General features: G+C 69.2%; 8 protein-coding genes. 2 read left to right on the forward strand and 6 right to left on the reverse strand.

Annotated elements, in window-relative coordinates; all coding sequences use genetic code 11:
• Positions 1–27: 27 nt before the first annotated feature.
• The 4 genes from ACH4S8_RS26490 to ACH4S8_RS26505 form a co-directional block, all read right to left on the reverse strand.
• Positions 28–4347, reverse strand: a complete 4320-nt coding sequence (locus ACH4S8_RS26490; protein WP_398398197.1) for an Eco57I restriction-modification methylase domain-containing protein — start codon at positions 4345–4347, stop codon at positions 28–30.
• Positions 4344–7565 carry a DISARM system SNF2-like helicase DrmD gene (gene drmD / locus ACH4S8_RS26495; RefSeq protein WP_398398200.1) on the reverse strand — a complete coding sequence of 1074 codons (3222 nt, stop codon included), beginning with the start codon at positions 7563–7565 and terminating at the stop codon, positions 4344–4346. Before drmD ends, ACH4S8_RS26490 begins: the two co-directional genes overlap by 4 nt.
• Positions 7566–7690: 125 nt before the next feature.
• Positions 7691–9274 carry a protein kinase gene (locus ACH4S8_RS26500; protein ID WP_398398203.1) on the reverse strand — a complete coding sequence of 528 codons (1584 nt, stop codon included), beginning with the start codon at positions 9272–9274 and terminating at the stop codon, positions 7691–7693.
• A 38-nt stretch (positions 9275–9312) separates the two neighbouring features.
• A complete protein-coding gene (locus ACH4S8_RS26505; RefSeq protein ID WP_398398205.1) occupies positions 9313–10251 on the reverse strand; it encodes a serine/threonine-protein kinase in 939 nt (312 codons plus the stop codon).
• 75 nt (positions 10252–10326) lie between these two features.
• On the opposite strand from ACH4S8_RS26505, the gene ACH4S8_RS26510 reads away from it, so the two are divergent.
• Positions 10327–12477: a UvrD-helicase domain-containing protein gene (locus ACH4S8_RS26510; protein ID WP_398398207.1), complete on the forward strand. Its 2151-nt coding sequence runs from the start codon at positions 10327–10329 to the stop codon at positions 12475–12477.
• Positions 12478–12550: 73 nt separating this feature from the next.
• Here the strand turns inward: ACH4S8_RS26510 and ACH4S8_RS26515 are convergent, their stop codons facing one another.
• Positions 12551–15136 carry a DUF262 domain-containing protein gene (locus ACH4S8_RS26515; RefSeq protein ID WP_398398209.1) on the reverse strand — a complete coding sequence of 862 codons (2586 nt, stop codon included), beginning with the start codon at positions 15134–15136 and terminating at the stop codon, positions 12551–12553.
• A gap of 241 nt (positions 15137–15377) precedes the next feature.
• Here ACH4S8_RS26515 and ACH4S8_RS26520 point away from each other — a divergent pair, with 241 nt between their 5' ends.
• Positions 15378–17393, forward strand: coding sequence for an N-6 DNA methylase (locus tag ACH4S8_RS26520; RefSeq protein WP_398398211.1), 2016 nt, complete (start codon positions 15378–15380; stop codon positions 17391–17393).
• Between the two features lie 39 nt (positions 17394–17432).
• Here ACH4S8_RS26520 and ACH4S8_RS26525 read toward each other — a convergent pair whose 3' ends face one another.
• Positions 17433–18926: a serine/threonine-protein kinase gene (locus ACH4S8_RS26525; protein ID WP_398398214.1), complete on the reverse strand. Its 1494-nt coding sequence runs from the start codon at positions 18924–18926 to the stop codon at positions 17433–17435.
• Positions 18927–18960: the final 34 nt, after the last annotated feature.

Here is an 18960-nt window from a genome sequence, read left to right on the forward strand (position 1 = left end):
CAGACACCGCGCACAGGCGCCAGTTGTTCAGAAAAGAGCATCATCGGGCGCGAACAGCCCGCCGTCATCGAAACCGGCAGCGGTGGGCTTTTGCTGCGCTTTCTTTCGGCGGGCTTCTGCGGAGGGGGGCGGCATGTCGGGGTACTTCTTCGGCTTCTTGTGCAGGCCGAGAAAGACCTCATCGGCGTATTTCTGGTGGTTCAGCTGGCGGAGCCGATCGATGATCTCGGTTCGGGCGAGTAGACCGATGGTGTAGCGGGTGCCCTGATCTGTCTCGTGGAAGCCGTGGTCGAGCGGGAATTTCTCGTGGGCAGGGTCGGCGGGTGAGGCCTGGCCGGTTTCGTCCAGTAGGTCGCGCCAGCCGTAGGCCTCGACGGTGGCCTTGTCAATCTCTTCATGGATGCGGCGGAGTTCGATGATGTCGTCGTCCTGGCAAGCGGGGTCGTGGACGAGGTTGTAAGTGGCGGTAAGGCCAGTGTTGCGGCACAGCATGAGTGCGCGGCGGCGCTCGTCGAGGCGGGCACCGGCAGCACAGAGACGATCCGTAAAGGAGGGGCGTACTAGTGTTTCGAAGACGTCAGTAGGGGTGTAGCGGATGCGGGTTTCCAATGTCGAAGAGTGATCGATAGCCCACCAATAGTGAGAAGCGCTACTGAGGATAGCGAGCAAGGCAGGATCGCAAGAGGCGAAGACGACAACCTGCTCGCTAAAGACTTGGCGAGTGGGCACTATGACCGGCATGACTACCTTACTCACTCGCGTTATGACGATACACTGTTCCATGGACGCAATGGCAGCCCGCATGTCGGGAGCAGGTCGAGTGAACCGCCACCAAATCTCACGCCGACTCTTGTCGTTACTTTTAGCCCTTTCAGGCTTCACATCACGAACTACTTTAGCCATCGCCCTCTCGTATTGCTCCGCACGCTCCAGCGGCCAATCATGGAAGTCGATGATCCATCTTTCCGTCCCGTGCCCAGGATGCCGATTAATATCTTCGCCATTCAAATAAGGGAACAAGATTTCACCGTTTCGCGCATCCTCAGCAATCCAGCTGCGCGCCTGCGCCTCCGTCAATGTGAATCCCATGCCCAACACATAAGAGCCAATAAATGACGTACCGCTATTGGCATCAAGTGCGGCCACCCATGACAGCTCTCGCGTTCCCGGGTTCAGTGATGTTGAGATTCCGTTCGGCACGGCGACTTCATCCAGGACATGCCGCGCATCCTTACCGACACCTCCCTTACTCGTCCATACCGCGCAATATTCCAAAACAGCTGAACGCGAAGGCCACGGAGAACTTTTAATGGCCCGCCGGATGACTACTCCTGCCGCTTCAAGCTGATCCAATCCGACTTCGCGCGTATCACCCTGCGCCAGCGTGTTCGTGGCAATCAGACCTGTCTGCCCATTCCCATTCAGGAGACAGTGCGCACGCAATTCAAAATATGCCACCAAGTCCGCGCTTCCCCGCTTACTACTGGCAAGGTAATCCACCATGTACTCGCGGTACGCTTCTCCCATTGCACCCGTGAGTTTCTGCCCTCCCAAGAATGGCGGATTCCCCACAATCGCATCAAACCCACCTCGCTCCACAAAAACTTCCGGAAACTCGAGAGGCCAATGCATCGGCATCCGCTCCAAGCTCCCTTCTGGCAGTTCGCTCGCCAGCCACGTCCGCGCCTGTTCTCTGGCCTCCGCCACCGAGATCGAGTCATCCGCCACGAAGTTGCGCGCGATCTCCCGCGCCGCCCGCGCCGCCGACGGGAACAGGTCACGGACCCGCTCGCCGCCCTCCTCCTCGTACCAGGGCACGCGTCCCGACGCACACGTGGCGAGCGCCGCTCCCGCAATCAGGTCGCCCACCAACCTCAACCGAGCCATCTTCTGCCTTACCGCCTGCAGGTGTTCGCGCTTCTGGCCCAAGGCCTCAATACCATCACCCTTTATCTCCGTAATGACATGGCGCTCAGCAACGACCTCGGCAACGAGACTCTCTGTGTCCGCCTCCGCACCGAGCAAATCGCCTTTCGCGACGTCCAGGTGGACAGCCTTTAGCTGGTCCAGTGAGGTGACTCCCAACAGCGAGTCCCCCGCCACCAGCCGGTCGTCCAGGAACGTGAACGGGCGTGTTGGGTCCATGGAGACCAGCCATAGCGACAGCTTGGCCATCTCCACTGCCATGGGGTTGATGTCCACTCCATATAGGCAGTGCTCAATCACCTGGCGCCGGGCCTCAATCACAACTGGGTCGGACTCCGCGTCCGCCGCCGTGACCGCGTCAACAGCGCGCCCCGCGCGGTACTTGACAGCCTCCTCGCGGCCTTCCCGCTCCCACGCCTCGATCAGCCGATCCGCCAAGTATCGGCAAGCGGCCACCAGGAACGCCGCAGACCCCATCGCGACGTCAGCGACCTTCAGCTCAAGAATCTGCTCGGCAGTCTTCGGCACCCACGCACCCATGTCCGCCGTCTGAAGCGCCCCCGGCTCGTACACCAGCGGCTCCAGCGCGTGCAGGACAACCTCTTCGGCGAGGCGGCGCGGGGTGTAGTGGGTGCCGGTGTTTTTCCGCAGCGAGGACTCGGTCACGAACAGGGTGCCCGCTGGGATCACCACCGGCAGGCCTCGCAGGTCCCGGCGGAGGATGCCGAAGAACGGCAGCAGGCGCTCGGTCAGGGCGGCATCACGGCAGGCGTGATTCAGCAGGCGGCGGGTCTCCAGGATGGTGGCCTCGTCCTTCGACGGGGCCAGCAGCTTCTCCAGCCTCGCCGCGCTAGCCGGCGGCTTGGGGTCCTTCCATGTCTCGTAGATCTTCTTCGCGAGGGTCTTCACGTCCCTCGACGAGGCCGCCAGGGATTCCAGGTCCCGCAGCGGCACCTCGTGTTCCACGCCGTCCGGGCCGATGAGGCCCACCGTCGTCTCGACGGCGCGCTGGCCGTCGAACGAGAGCAGGCCCTCGTACACGTAGCCGATCTCTTCCACGCCGAGGGCGCGGAAGCTGAGCGTGCGGGTCTCCTTCTGGCGGCCCGTGCCGACGCGGACCTCCTGCACGGACTGGAGCATGTGCAGCACGGTGCGGTCGTCGATCGGCAGGAGCGGGGAGCTCTGCTCCAGCCAGGGGTACTTGTCAGGGTCGAAGATCGAGCCGTCGTACGCGGGGAGTTCGAGCTCCGGGTGGCTGACGCCGCCGTGCACGGCGTGGAACAACGCGATCAGGCGGTGCCAGGCGGCGGTCGTGTGCTCCAGCGAGGCCTCGCCCTCCGCGTCGGCGCGGGACTTCAGCTCCGCGCGCAGGAAGCGGGCCGAGTACGACCGGGCGTAGACCTCGTTGTCGGCCGGCAGCAGGCCGCGCTCCTCCGCGAAGAGGAGGAAGACGACGCGCATCATCACCGCGACCGCGCCCCGGTAGACCTCGCTCGCCTCGACGCCACTCGCGCGCAAGCCGGGGGCGCCGTGTTCCATGGCGCGGGCGTCGGCACGGCCGATGGCGTCCACCAACAGCTCAACCGCCTGCCGCACCTGGATGCCAAGTGCTTCGGTGACCTCGTCGCCCGCGTCGAGGCTCTTCTTGAGCAGCCCGACGAGGGTCTCGGACTCGTCGTACTCGAAGAACCGGCGACGGCGGAGCAGGGAGACGAATGCGCGGACGATGTTGCGTTCGGCGGCCGCGTTCCAGTCGATGGCGTCGAAGACAGCGGTGGTCGTGACGCCGCCGACAGGTGCCCAGACCAGGCACCACCAGCGGCCGTCGGTGACCAGGCCGAGGGGTACGTCGTGGTGGCGCAGCAACCGGGCGAGGCGGTCGGCGGGGCTGGCGGCCCAGTCGTCGCCCCAGTTGGGCCGGGCGGTGGGTGCGGTGCCGCTGGGGACGGTGCTGCCGAGCAGGCGTACGCGCTTGGCGGCGGACTCGGTGTCCGGTTCGGCGGCGAGGTCCGTGCCGGGCTCGGTGAGGGCGAAGTCGGCGCGGACGCGGGCGCCGTGCTCCGGAACGTCGAGGGTGAGGGGGTCCAAGGCGAGGTCGTCGTCCTGCCCCTGGCGCAGGGTGAGGGCGTCCCCCCACTCCAGCAGGGAGCGCAGGATGTAGGCGGTCCACTCATCGCGGCCGGCGGTGGTGTCGGCCTGCCAGTCGGCGTGGCGGGCGCGCAGCCGGGTGCGCTGGTCCTTGTCGAGGGCGTCGAGCTGGGGCCATGCCTGAAGCAGGACGGGCATCGTCAGGAAGGGACCGGAGACCTCGGTGAGGTCCAGCCATTCCTGGTGCTGGCCCCGGCCGTCGAGGGCCTTGGCCTTGGCGGCGGCAACTCCGCGGGAAGTACCGCGGGAGGAGAAGGCGGCAGGGCGGCTCATCGGCTGGCTTCCTTTGCTGGGATCACGAGGACGACGGCGACGGGGAAAAGGTGGGAACGCGGCTCGCGGTAGCGCGCGGCGATCGCGGCGAGTTCACGCTCCCGCTCGGCTGCGAGCCCCTCGATACGGGCCTGCCAGCGCTCTCGGTCCTCGCGGTACTGGCGCTGCTCGGCAGTGGTCACCTCGCGAGTGCCGAAGAGGGCGATCTGCTCGTTGGCGTCGTCGCCCTCTTCCTTGAGCTTGGCGCGCAGGGTGGCCTCGAAGCGGGCCAGGGTGGCCTGGATGCGGTTCTCCTCCTCGGCGCGGCGGGCGGCCAGCGCCGATTCGAGGGAGGCGCCGCGTTCCCGGGCGCGGGCGGCGAGGGAATCGTAGAGGGGCTTCTCCAGCCGGGGCCAGGCCTCGGTGAAGGCGTGCCGCAGGTCGGGGGCTGCCTCGGCTCCGTCGGTGAGGGCGCGGGCGAGGACGGCTCCCTGGGTGCGTACGGACTCCCAGCGGCGGAAGCGGCCGGTGTCGCCGAACCAGCCGCCCGCGTACAGGATCTCCTCGTGCAGGCGGGTGCCGTCGGCACCGACGAGGACGTACCGGGCGTAGGCGGAGACGAGTGCGGTCTCCACGGCAGGATCGTCGGTGACGACGGCGGTGACGCGGTGCAGGCCGACGGTGTCGGCGTTCCACACGGCGGCGGTGAGCAGGCGGGTGGAGAGGGCGACGAGCGGGTGCTTGAGGTGGGTGAGGACCACGTCGTCGCGGCCGAGGGCGGCAACCCCCGGGTGGAAGGTGACGGGGCGCTGCTCGGCGGGACGGAGCTTGTGTGCGAGGCCCCGGGTGGCGCGCTCCCAGGTGCCGGAGAGCGGCGGGACCGTCCACAGCCCTTCCAAGTCCTCGCTGTAGTACGGGGTGAGGGGCTGCTGGTGGTCCAGGGCGAGCGCGGTGTCGACGACCCGTTTGATGTTGGCGGGGGTGAGGCCGAGGGTGTCGACGGTCTCCTGGTACTGCTCTGCGAGGCGCTTGGCCTGGGCCGTGACGTTCTGCTCGGAGGCCACGGTGCCGCCGGTGCGGCGGCCGACGATCTGCTTCGGCTTGGCGTTGTCGATGTCGACGGGGGTGGTGTCGCCCGTCATGCGGCGCTGTACGGCGTCGGCGATGACAGCGTTGACGGAGCCCAGGTCGGCTTCGGTGCGAGCGATCTTGCGGGCGATGCGGGAGAGGAATTCCAGGTCGGCCTCGTAGGAGCCGGCCGCGGCCTTCTCCCAGCCGGCGCCGATGAAGTGGGTGATCTCCGGGTCCTTCTTCTGGCCCCAGCGGTCGATGCGGCCGATGCGCTGTTCGAGCTTGTTGGGATTGAAGGGGATGTCGTAGTTGAACAGGCGGTGGCAATGGTTCTGGAGGTCGATGCCCTCGCTGGCGGCGTCGGTGGCCAGCAGGATGCGGACCTTGCCCTCGTCGCTGGCGGGGTGAGCCTGGAAGCCGAGGCGGATCTGCTCGCGGTCGTCGGTGTTGAGGCCACCGTGCAGGATGGCGACGCGGCCGCCGTCGGTGAGTTCCTCCTGCTGGAGCAGGTTGAACAGCCACTTCTGGGTGTCGCGGTACTCGGTGAAGATGATGACGCGTTCGTTGGTCCAGAACTGGCCGTCGGGGCGGCAGATTGCCTTCAGTTCCCTGATGAGCACGTCGGCCTTGGAGTCGGCGGCGGCCTCGTGGGTCAGCGCCCAGCGCTCCATCTGCTGGAGCAGGGTGAGCTCCTCGCTGTCCTCCTGCGGGGTGAGGCTGGTGGAACGGGTGAGGGCGTCGTCCTCGGCCTCCGCGAGGCCCAGGTCGTCGAGTTCGGCGACGAGGTCGGGGAAGTCCTCCAGCCACTCTGGGACTTCGGCGGCGGCCGAGCGGGAACGGGTCCGGGTGTCGTCCAGGTGGGAGAGGTAGACCTGCACGGTGTGCAGGAAGGCGGCCGGGGAGGAGAACAGCCGCTTCTTCAGCAGGAGGGTGACGAGGTCAGCGGCGCGGCGGCCGCCGCGGGCCTTCGGGGTCATCCGCTTGCGGCGCAGGTCGGAGAAGCTGCTCAGCACACCGTGGATCTCGCGCTCGGTATCGGTGTACTCCACGGGAAGTTCGCGGGGGTCTCGGCGGGTGCGGAAGCGGGGGGAACCGTCGGGGTTGGTAATGGTGGACTTCAGGCGGCGGACGACGGTCTCCTTGCGGGCCTGCTCGTCGGGGTCCACGCCGCGGGCGAACTTCTGGTTATCGATGAGCTCCAGCAGCGCGGTGTATGACTCGGGGTAGCCGTTGTGCGGGGTGGCGGAGAGGAAGAGCCGGTGCTCGAAGTGCGGGACGAGGCGCCGGATCAGCTTGGTCTGCTGGGAATCGACGGCGTACACCTGCTTGGGTGCGGCGGGCGCCACATGGTGGGCCTCGTCGAGGACGAGCAGGTCGAAGAAGCGGCGCTCGGTCCCGTCGTCGTTCGTCTCCTGGCGGGGCGGGACGACCTCGTCGAGGAGGCGCTGCGCCTTGGTGCCACGCAGCCACGGCAGGGAGACGATGGTGAGCGGGTGGACGCGGAACGGGTTGGCCGCGGTGCCGTGGGTGCGGCGCAGCCGGGCGCAGTGCTCGGCGTCGACGATGGTGAAGTCCAGGCCGAACTTCTCAGCGAGCTCGTCACGCCACTTCAAAGTGAGGCCCGCCGGGCAGATCACCATGACGCGGCGGGCCCGGCCGCGCAGCAGTAGCTCCTGGACGACGAGACCGGCCTCGATGGTCTTGCCGAGGCCCACGTCGTCGGCGAGCAGGAGGTTGACGCGGGGGGCGCCGACGGCTCGCGAGACGGGTTCGAGCTGGTAGGGCTCGACGGCGACACCGGAGCGGAACGGCGCTTGGAGGGTCTTGACGTCGGCGGAGGCGACGGCCGACCAGCGGACAGCGTCGAGGAACGCGGCGAGGCGGGGCGGCGGGTCGTACTGGCCGGTCGACGCGTCGGGCAGGGAGCCGCGGTCGAGGATGCGCCTGCCGGGTTCGACCTCCCATATGACAGAGAGGGTGTCGCCGAACCGGCCGTCGGCGACGGATTGGAGGTGGACGAGCGTGGCGGCGCGACCGCTGGTGGGCGGAGCGGGCTCCACGCGGGCGACGACCCAGCTCTGGCCTCGCACTTCGACGAGCTCACCGTCCCCGGGCAGTCGCTCCTCCGGAGCTGCCGCGCTCCGCTCCCGGTGAGCTGTCTGCGTCATCGGTGATCCGCCTCCCCTGTGGCCTGGCATACGGCCTGAATCCTACGCAAGACGGGGTGTCCACCTGGTCCCCGGCAGTAAGCTAACACCAGCAGCGACTCTGTGAACAGAGTTCACGCACACTCTCAAGACTTTGCCAGCATTCGGTCAAGGCGGGCAATCAGGCTATCCGTCCGCGCGTGCCGTTCATCGTTGACCGGGAGAATTCGCTGCTGCTCCTGCCCCAGGGCGGTGAGCTGGTCACGTGCCTCACGCAGCTTCCCCGTCCGGGCCACGAGCGAGCCGATCCGGAACCTGGTATCGAACACGCTTCTGTCAGTGGCGCCGAAAACATGCTGTTGCACGGGCAGGAGGCCCTCGAACTCGTGCAGCGCCTCGTTGGTGCGCCCCAGCTCGGCCAGACACGTGGCCGCGCCGGACCGGCAGGCGAGCACATCCCGGTCGGTCGCCGGTCGACGGCGCCGGAGCGCGCCGCCGAGTGCGAAGTAGCCGTCGTAGGCACGATTGAACTCCTCGGCCTTCAGCAGGAGGTCGCACAGGGTGAGCCGCGCCGGCACGGACTCGGTGTCGTCGAGCGGACGGCCTGCCTCGCGCACTCGCCGCTCCAGCACGGCGGCGGCCCCCACGTAGTCGCCACGGGCGGCCTGGTCCAAGACCTCCTGGGGCACGGCGGCGGGCGCGGCCGAGGGTCCGGAGGGTGCCGGGCGGGGGACGGGGACCGGCCGCCGGGATGGGGCAGGGCCGGCGGAGGCGGAAGAGGACACGGAAGTGGAAGCGGACCTCACGGCGCCGGATCCGGCGGGCGGTCGCCGGGGGACGGCCCGGTCCGACGGCTGGGCGAGCCAGGCACGCGCCGTGCCGTGGACCTCCTCCACCGAGGGTCTGTCGTCGGGGGACTTGGCCAGCAGACGCATGACGAGGGAGGTGAAGTCCGCGGGTACATCGTTCCTGAGATCCCCTAGTGGGGGCGGCTCCTCGTACGCGTGCCGGTAGAGGAGCGCCACGGCCGTCCCCGCACTGAAGGGCGGGCGGCCCGCCAGGATCTCGTACAGCACACAACCCAGGGCGTACAGGTCGCTCCGCTCCGTCGCGCGCCCGCCGTCCGCCTGTTCCGGCGAGATGAACCCCGGCGTGCCGAGCACTTCCTGGGTACGGGTGAGCCGGGGCTCGTCGGGATCGGGCTCCATGACCGCCGCGATGCCGAAGTCGAGCACCTTCACCGTGCCGTCCGGCGTGAGCATCAAATTGGACGGCTTCAGGTCCCGGTGCACGACGCCGATGCGGTGGGCGTGCGCCAGGGCGTCGGCCGTCTGTACGGCGACCACGGCGGCGAGAGGAACGGAAAAGGGGCCGTTCTGTTTGAGGAGCCGGGAGAGAGTGTCGCCGTGCACGAGTTCCATGACGAGGTAGAGCCCGTCGCCGTCGTCCTCGTCGAGCCGGCCCCACTCGTGGACAACCGGCACACTCCGGTGCCCGATCCGGGCGGTGAGCCGGGCCTCACGCATAAACCGCTGCTCCATGCGGTCGAGATCGGAGCCGCGACCGCCCGCCGACAAGAACTTGACCGCCACGGGTCGGTCCAGCCGTAGGTCCTGGGCCACCCACACCTCGCCCATGCCTCCGCGGCCGAGGCGGTCCGTCAACTCGTAATGGTCCTTGATCCGTCGTGTCACGCCGTACTCGGCCCCCTGCTCGGCTTGCGCGGTCACCCGTACGGCATATTCTCACCCCGCCGGTGACCGGGCCGTCACACCGGGTACGGGCCCTGCGGGAGCACGAACGGACGGCGCGGGTCCTCGGGGCCGAAGCCGCGCAGGGTGTCGGGTCCCGGCCGGGCGCCGGGCAGCCACGGCCCGAGCGCGCCGTACACCTCGGCGGCCGAGGCGGGCCGGTCCTCACGGTCCTTGGCCAGCAGGGCAAGGACCAAGTCCTGGAGAGCGTCCGGTACCAGCACGCCTGCTTCGGCGAGGCCGGGCGGTGTGTCGTGCAGGTGCCCGCGCAGGACGGCCATCGGCCGGTCGCGGGGGAAGGGCGGGGCTCCGGCGAGCATGTGGTGCAGCAGGCAGCCGACGCTGTACAGGTCACTGCGTCCGTCGAGGTCCGGATCCCCGGACAACAGCTCGGGCGATGCGTAGAGGAGGTTGCCGGGCTGCTCACCGGTCGCGGTCAGCCTCGGACCGTCGTCCGCCATCAGCTTCACCAGGCCGAAGTCAAGGATCTTCACCACGCCGTCGCGGCGGACCATTACGTTCTCGGGCTTCAGGTCGCGGTGGACAAGACCAGCGGCGTGCGCGGCGGCGAGGCCGGAGCAGATCTGGGCGGCGACGGCCGTCGCGGAGGCCACTTCGAGTTGCTCCTGCTCGCCGAGGACCATGCCGAGCGTCGCTCCGTCAACGAGCTGCATCACGAGCCAGTGGGTGTCGCCGGTGACAGCCGCGTCGTAGACGGTGGCGATGTTGGCGCTGTCGAGCCTCGCCGCGGCCTTCGCCTCCCGTACGAACCGACGCCGCGCCCGGTCACGGTTCCCCGCCTCCGAGAGCAGTTCCGCCACGACCGTCTTGACGGCGACCGGACGGCCCAGATGCAGGTCACGTCCATGCCAGACCTGTCCCATGCTTCCGCGTCCGAGTGGCCGGTCCAGTTCGTAACGGTCGCCGAGCACAGTTCCCTGACGGATGGCGTGCACGATCTCTCTCCCCAGCCGGTGACGCTCAGTAGAGTGATCGTAGTTCCTGGGAGGAACAGCCGGAGGGGGACGGGGATGGCGACGCTGGGTATGCACCGGGACTTCTTGATGGAGTTCGCCGCGCTGGAGAAACCCGTCCAGAAACGCGTCTTCGAGGTGTTCGAGAAGTTCGCGACGGCCACACACGCCGGACTGCACCTAGAGAAGCTCACGCACCAGAAGGATCCGCGGCTGCGGACCATCCGGATCAACGACTTCTGGCGGGGCGTCGTCCTCAAGGCGGAGTCGGGCGACAGCTACCTGCTGCTCAAGGTGCTCCCCCACGACAAGGCCAACGACTGGGCCGCCAAGCACCGCGCGTCGGTGAACGAGGCGACGCAGGGCATCGAGATCCGCAACGACGTCGGCCTGGAGCGGGCAACGGCCGGGCTCCGGGCGCGGGCGGCCGAGGAGCCCTCTCGGCTCTTCCCGGCCTCGGAGTACCCGGACAAGGTGCTGCGCAGCCTGGGAGTGGACGAGGAGATCCTGCCGATCATCCGTCTCGTCCCGGACGAGACGCACCTGGAGGCCTTGCACAAGGTGCTGCCCGAGCAGCAGTACGACGTGCTCCTGGGGCTCGCCACCGGGATGGAACCGGCCGAGATCGACCGGGAGATCGTCCAGGCGTACGCCCGGGCCGCACCACGGTCGGCCGACGCATCCGAGAGAGACGAACTCGCCGCCGCCATGGCCCGTTCGCGCGGCCGGGTCGCCCTGGTCTCCGGGACCGAGGAGCTGCAGGAGATCCTGGCGCGGCCCTTCGACGCCTGGCGTGTCTTCCTGCACCCGAGCCAGTACCGGGTCGCGTACCAGGACAGCTACGCCGGACCGGCGCGCGTCACGGGCGGGCCGGGCACCGGCAAGACGGTGGTCGCCCTGCACCGGGCGTACCACCTGGCGCGGCGGCTGCCCGCCGACGCGCCCGACGGGTGCGTGCTGCTCACCACGTACACCAAGGACCTCGCCGCGGAGCTGGAGCGCTGCCTGGCACTGCTGGTCACGGACCCGGCGGTGCGCGCGAAGATCCGGGTGGTGAACGTCGACGCGCTGGCCAACGAGACTGTACGCGCAGAGCGTGGCGGCGCCCCGCTGAAGCTGGTCTTCGACCAGAAGGAGATCACGGCCCGATGGGCGCGGATCGCCCGCAGGGTGGAGGCCGACTTCACGGATGTCTTCCTGGACCAGGAGTGGCGGGGCGTCGTCCTCGCCCAGGCCCTCACCACGCCGGAGGAGTACCTGAAGGCGCCGCGGACCGGCCGGGGCAGCGCGCTGGGGCCGCTGAAGCGACTCAAAGTGTGGCGGGCGGTCGCCGCGTTCGAGGAGCAGCTGCGGCAGGCAGGCGAGTGGACGTTCCTCCAGGTGTGTGCGGAGGCGGCGCGGGTCATGGGCGGGCGCGAGGAGCGGACGTTCCGACATGTGGTGGTCGACGAGGCGCAGGACCTGCACCCGGCGCAGTGGCGGTTCCTCCGGTCCCTGGTGTCACCCGGCCCCGACGACCTGTTCCTCGCCGGGGACACCTATCAGCGCATCTACGGCAACCGGGTCTCGCTGCGCTCGCTCGGCATCCAGGTGGTCGGGCGTTCGCACCGGCTGCGGGTCAACTACCGCACCACACAGGAGATCCTCGCCTGGTCCGCCTCGCTGCTGACGGGTGAGGAGCCGGACGACATGGACGGGGCGAAGGAATCCCTGGCCGGTTACCGCTCCACGATGCACGGCGAACGGCCCGAGACGTCCGCGCACGCGGCCAAGACCGAGGAGACCGCGGCACTGGTGTCCCGGGTGGAGAAGTGGATCGCCTCGGGGGTGGAGGCGGAACACATCGGTATAGCGGTGCGGTTCGTCCAGTTCGGCCGGGACATCGCGGGGGCCCTGGAGCGGGCCGGGATCGCGGCATGTGTGCTGGGCGCCGGTCGTAGCGGACCAGGGGTGCGGATCGGGACCATGCACCGGATGAAGGGGCTGGAGTTCCGCTGCGTGGCAGTGGCCGGGGTGAACGACGGCACGGTGCCGATGAAGGCCGCGGTCACTCCGGTGGAGGTCGACGCGCAGCAGCACCAAGAGGACCTGAACAGCGAGTTGAGCCTGCTGTTCGTGGCGTGCACGCGGGCGCGGGAGGCACTTCGAGTGTCCTGGCACGGCGAGCCGAGTCCGTTCCTGGCCCCGGTCACCGGCCCGCGCCCGTAGCGCCGAGCGAGTCTGACCTGCGTGAGGCCCCGGGGAGTCCCCTGAGCCTCACGCGCGCGATGGATGCGGGGCGTCAGAGAGTGCCGGAGTCCTCGTCCAGCATGCGGCGGGCCTCCGCGAGGGCGGCCGTGTGCGCGAACCACTCCAGCACCGCGCAGATCTCCTTGCTGTGCACGGCGAAGACCTCCACGGGGAAGGACGGACGCAGATCGAGCTTGGCCTCTGCCAGGTCGATGCCCTCGATGCCGTTCAGCCGGGTCATCAACTCGCGCCGCAGCGGCTCGTCGTCGAACGGGGGGCGCCGCTTCAGATACTGGAAGACGACTTCGACCGTCCCGGAGACCGGGTAGATCCCCAGTGGCCACAGCGCTCGGGTGTCGAGCGTGCCGCCGAACCGCGCCATGGGGAAGCAGCTGGTCTCGCTCGCCCGGCCGTAGGCGAGGTGGCCGCCCTGTTGATCCCAGAAGCGGAGCGCGCCCAGAACGCCTTCGGCGGTTTCCTTGGTCTGGTTGTCACGCAGTTGCGCTTCGAACCGGTCGGCCGCCGACTGCTGCTCGTCTTCGGTCTGTGGGGATGGCACGGCCTCCTCGGCGGTTTCCTTGCCCAGCAGGGCCGCCAGGTCGGCCGTCGTCAGCCGGTGGGAGCGGCGGGCCCGGCCCGCGTCGTCGAAGGGAACGCCCTCCGCCTCCAGGCGGGTTCGCGCATCCCCGGACTCCTGACCGTCGGGCCACCGGAAGCCCGCCGAGACGCGGCCGTCCGCCGTCAGCACCCGGTAGGCGCCGTGCAAGCCGGCCTTGGACGCCAGGTGTTGGCCCACCGGGACGGCATGGGTGCCGATGAGCGCCGCGACATCGCCGTACGTCGTCCACGTACCCGCCGGCATGGCAAGGAGCGCGGCGCGCAGCTCCTTCCAGCCGGACCACTCGTCGTCCCCGGGGACCGTTCCGGCGACGGGGCCGGGCCACAGCCGCACCGCCCGGTCGGCCAGGCCGGCGGCGCGGTCGAGGATCTCCGCCCTCCCCCACCGCTCCCGCCCGGCGATCTCCTGGTTCATGCGCAGGGCACTGGAGTCCAGGATCTCCTGCTTGCGACGGAACGGATGGTTCGAGAGCTTGGCGTTGTCTGCGGAGAGAGTCAGATTGCCCAGTGTGTGGACGAGCAGGGCATGGAGCTCGTCCGGGCCCTGTCCGTCCTCGGCCTCTTCGGCGAGCAGGTCGAACCACTGCTGGGCGGGGTTCTGCGGCAGTACGTGCTCGACGGTGAGACGCGCTTTGGCGTAGTCGACCGGCTCGCTCCCCCCGTAGCTCTCCTCCAGTCTGCGCAGTACCTGGAACCGCTGATTGCCTCGGCCCGCCTTGTAGAAGGGCCGGGTGCGGATCGCTTCGCGGACGGCGTCGTCGTCGGGCCAGACACGCGCGCCCGCCTTGTTCTTCGACAGGATGCGGCGTACGGCCTCCGCCGGGTCCTCGTCCTTCTCCAGTTCCCTGGGCATCTCCATGAAGACCCGGTTGCTGCCTGTGGTGGAGTAGCCCGCGAAGAGCCGTCGCACCATGTAGCTCTCGGCGTACGCCAGTGCCCGGGCGGCCTGATGGGGTGTGGCCTGTCCACCGTCCACTCGGTCGAGCAGCTGAAGCGCCAGCGGGTAGTGGGTCTGGCCGCCCCAGCGGGACAGTCTTTCCAGCACCTCGCACAACTCCGGATCAGCCTCCCGTTCGGGCTCCAGGATCCGCATCAGGCGTTCGGCCCGCCGGGAGAGGGACTCGATCTCGGCTTCGAGTGCCGCTTCGTCCGCGCTCAGGGGTTCCAGGCGCTTCTTCTGGTCGCGGTAGATCTCGCTCTGTTTGGCCCGGCTGTTGCCGGCCACGACCAGGTCGAGCCAGACCAGGAGCTCGAGGTTGGCCGGGCCGAGCAGTTCCTGCATGGGCAGCCAGCGGTTGCGGTAGACCGACTCGCCGCGGGTCGGCAGACACATGAAGAGGTAGTTGCGCAGCAGGTCGCTCTGGCTGAGTCCGACACCGGTGTTGTTGATCGACTCGAAGATCCGGTAGACGTTGTCGCCCTCGGCCGCGGTGATCTCGACGATCGACAGCAGACCGCTCAGTACGGCCTCCACCGCGTCGGTCCACACCTCACCGCCGCTCTCCTCACCCTCGGTCAGCGCGGCGAGGAAGAACCGGTAGGCGGCACCCACGTTGCCGGGACCGCCCGCCTTAGGTGAGCTCTCGACGCAGGCGGTGAAGGCGTCCCGGTCCGCCTGTGTCGGCAGGAGCCGGTAGTGGTCGTCGCCGCTTCGGTATTTGTTGACGAGCACGAGGTCATGGATACGGTCGGCCTTCTGTTCTGCGCCGCCGCGTTCTCGGTGGCGGTCGCGCAGCGCGGTGAAGGCGAGCATGAGTGTGGTGAGCCGCTGCTGGCCGTCGACGACGAGCCAGCGCTGCATGCCGCCTGCGGTGATCCGGCCCGGCGCCAGTACGACCGAGCCGAGGAAGTGCGCCGCAGGGGCCCGCCCTTCCAACTGCTCCTCGACCAGCTCCTGCACGTCGTCCCAGAGTTGCTGCAGCTGCTCACGCTGCCAGCTGTAGGTGCGCTGGTAGAGCGGCACCTGGTACTGCTTCTCGCCCTGGACGAGCTCTTTGAACGTGGTCTCCTGAGCGTGCACGCGCGCTTCTCCCCCTGGGTGTCCCCGACCGGCTGCCCATTTTCCACGATCAAAGGTGCGCACGGGAGTAACCGGAAGATCTCGACTCTGAACGATGCGTTCATAAACTGAGTCAAGAGACACATGCCCGTGTGCGCTGCATGCCCGGTACCGTAAGCCGCCGCACCGTCACGCACCGCAGGTCTGTACCACCCCCCCGGAGAGTCCGATGCCCGAGCCCGCAGAATCCCCCACAGTCTCCGTGCCCCTCGCAGAGGTCGCGCGGATCGCGGGCGTGGGACGTGCCGCCGTCAGCAACTGGCGGCGACGCCACGAGACCTTCCCCGCACCGATCGGTGGCACCGATGCGAGCCCTCTGTTTTCGCTCGCCGAGATCGAGGCGTGGCTGCACAGGGAAGGCAAGATCAAGACGGCCGTCGAGCCTTTGGAGCGGCTCTGGCCGGAGTACGAGGCCCTGGGAGACCGAGATGCGATGGGTTTTCTCGTCGCGCAGGTCGGCCTGCGGCTCTGCGGGGAACCCGGAAGGCTGGTCGACGGTCCTCCGGCCGCGGCAGGGGTGCTCGACGAGCGGCAGTCCGGTCTTCTGAAACGGACGCTCGAGTTGGCCGGAACGAAGGGCCCGGCGGAGACCTTCGGGTTCCTGCTGGAGCGGTGGCTGCGCACCCACGTACGGCAGATCGCGGTCACTCCGGGTCCCCTCGCCGAGCTCATGACGGACATCGCTGCGGTCGTCCACGACGGGGCGGTCCGCACGGTTCTCGACCCCGCATGCGGCACCGGAACCCTGCTTCTGTCGGCGGGACGGCGATGGGACGACTCAGAAGGCGGCTCAGGACTGGCCGAGCTGCGGGGACAGGACAGGGACCCGGTGCTCGCGTCCTTGACGCGGGCACAGCTGGCCGTCGCTGGCTACACAGGGGCAGCGCCACCGGAGATCACAGTCCTGGCCGCGGACACCCTGCGCGCCGATGCCCATGCGGATGTACGGGCCGACGTGGTCCTGTGTAACCCGCCCGCGAACGAGCGTGACTGGGGGCATGCAGAGCTCGCGACGGACGCCCGCTGGGCCTTCGGTCAGCCGCCCCGCACGGAGTCGGAGCTCGCCTGGGTCCAGCACATCGCCGCCGCTCTGGCGCCGGGAGGTGTCGCGGTGATGGTGCTGCCGCCCGCGGTCGCTGCGCGGCGGGCCGGCCGGCGTATCCGGGCGGGTCTGCTGCGCGCAGGTGTACTGCGTACCGTGATCGCCCTGCCGCCCGGCGCCGCGCCTCCGCACGGGGTCGGCCTTCATGTGTGGGTCCTGCGGGCAGGCGGCACCGGTGAGGAGCCGGGGACATCCCCGGCCGAGATCACCTTGGTGGATACCGCGGCCCGGCAGAGCGGTCCTGGCGCCATGGGTGCCGGGGGCGTCGACTGGGTCCAGATCACGGAGCAGGTAGTGAAGGCCCTTCAGGGGGCGGGCGGACCGGGAAAGGTGACGGTTCCGGTCATCGACCTGCTGGACGAAGAGGTGGACCTCACTCCGGCACGGCACATTCCGCGCGGCCGTGCCGCAGACCTGATCGGACTGCGGCGGTCGTGGGCCCGGTTCGACACCCATGCGGGCGAGCTCCGCGATGCGGCTGGTGTTCTGTCGGCACTTGAGCCGGTCGAGGCCGGTGACGTCGCCCCGCTCATCACAGTCGCCGACCTGGAGCGCGCCGGTGCGCTGGAGATCCGGGGCGGGCAGGCCCTGCCCGAAACCGAGGTGGAGCGGGGTGCGCGCCCGGCGGACGGCGCGCGGGTGCTGACCGGTCTCCGCCTGCCCGGGGGCCCGGAGCTGTGGCTTCCGGCACGGGCGGTGACGGAGGGGGAAAAGACCGGCGCGCTGACCGTCACGGCCTCACAGGATGTCGTCGTGTCCATGCTGGCCCGCGATTTCGACGTCCATGTGGACACCGAGGCACCTTCGATTCTCGGGCCGCAGCTCTGTGCGTTGCGCGTGGACCCCTCGGTCCTCGATCCCTGGTTCCTGGCAGGCTGCCTGCGGGCTCCCGACAATGCCCGCCGGGCGGGCACGCACGCGTCCACGACGTCCCGAGTCGATGTACGGCGGCTGCGGGTGCCCCGGTTCTCCCTGGAGGAGCAACGGCAGTACGGCGAGATCTACCGCAGGATCACGACGTTCGAAAGGGAGCTCCAAGGGCTCCGCCGGGTGGGGGGCGAACTCGTCCAGTCGCTCGGAGATCTTCTGTCCCACGGCCAGTTGCCGCGCGTTTGATCCGAGTGCCCGATCCGCCGCCGGTCGCTGCCGGCACCCCTACAGGGCGGCCAGACGGCGGTCGAGGGAGGAGACCTCGGCCCCGTAGCCCCGCTCGCCCAGTTCGAGGGCTACCTCACGGCAACGAGCGACCAGGCGGGCGGGCGGAGAGGCGAGCCGCAGCGTCTCTGTGGCCGCCTCGTGCCAGTCACCGAGTGCGCCCCGAAGATCGCCCTCGGGCACCTTGCATTCCGAGAGGCCGATCCGGGCTTCCAGCACCAGTACTGAGAGGCGAGGATCCGTGCTGTCTCCGAGCGCCACCGCCACCTCCTCATACAGCCTCCTCGCCCGCCCGGTGTCGCCGTCGAGGCGCGCCGCGTCCGCGCACACCAACTGCGCTTCCACAACGGCGGGTTCCCTAGGTCCCCACGCGGACACGGCGCGGACGAGCGCCGATGCGAGCTGCGCGCACTCGGCAGCGGGTCCTGTGGAGTCGAGTTCGGCCCTGGCCAGGGCGATCCGGTCGGCGAACTCGCCCCGTCCCAGCCAAGAAGCGCGACGGCTCCGGCCACGCAGGGAGCTTCTCGCGCGCACGCGGCCGGCGTCCTCGGCGATCGGTCCCCCGCGCAGCCGGTAACGGGCCGTGGGATCGGGATGCAGCTCGGGGTCGGGGCCGGGGTCGCCGGGCGCGGGGAGGTGCGCGCGCAGCACGGCGAGGGCTTCGCCGATGCCAGCCGGGCGGTCGACGGGCGTCTTGCCGAGCAGGTCCCACACGAGTTCGTCGAGGTCCTCCGGGATCCCGATGTTGATGTCGCGGACCCGGGGAGGAAGGTCTTCGAGGTGCTGCGTGTCCTTGTTCCGGTCCGGCTTGTCCTCGAACGGCTTCTCACCGGTGAACAGCTCGAACAGCACGGAGCCGAGCGCGTAGAGGTCCACCGCGGCGGAGATGTCCTGCTGGCCACGGAGCTGCTCCGGCGCCATGTAACCGGCGCTGCCCGGAGTGGCGCCCAGCGCGGTGTAGCGCGTGGCGTCGGGGTCGGTCAGGTGGGCGATGCCGAAGTCGAGCAGCTTCACCGCCCCGTCCGCGGCGGCGATCACCACGTTGCCGGGCTTGAGGTCCCGGTGCACCACGCCGTTCGTATGGGCGTGGCCGAGGGCCTCGGCTATCTGGACGGCGATCGCGACGGCCGCGCCGAAGGGGAACGGGCGGCGCAGGTCGAGGAGTTCACGCAGGCTGACCCCGGCGACGTACTCCATGACGAGGTACGGCTCCTCGTGGTGGTAGCCGCGGTGCAGCAGGCGCGGGATGGCGGGATGGTCCAGTTCTTCGAGGATCGCCCCCTCGCGCTCGAACCGCTTCATCAGTTCCACCCGGCGCCGAGTCCGTTCGGCCGGGCTGAACCGGCCCTGGGTGTAGGCGTCGAGGCGCAGCGCCTTGACCGCGACCAGCCGTCCGGTGGCGGTCTCCGTCGCTGTCCAGATGCTTCCCATGCCGCCCTGATCGAGCGCTTCTGCGATCCGGAAGCGTCCGTCGAGGACTTCACCGGTTTCCACCTGTACCTCCGGTTCACCGCAGCACCATGTCAGG

This window comes from Streptomyces sp. NPDC021080 (genome assembly GCF_044333225.1).
GTDB lineage: Bacteria > Actinomycetota > Actinomycetes > Streptomycetales > Streptomycetaceae > Streptomyces.

Coding starts and splice junctions, on each gene's coding strand:
- ACH4S8_RS26490 (WP_398398197.1), bottom strand. CDS start 4,347: ATGAGCCGCCCTGCCGCCTTCTCCTCCCGCGGTACTTCCCGCGGAGTT.
- drmD (WP_398398200.1), bottom strand. CDS start 7,565: ATGACGCAGACAGCTCACCGGGAGCGGAGCGCGGCAGCTCCGGAGGAG.
- ACH4S8_RS26510 (WP_398398207.1), top strand. CDS start 10,327: ATGGCGACGCTGGGTATGCACCGGGACTTCTTGATGGAGTTCGCCGCG.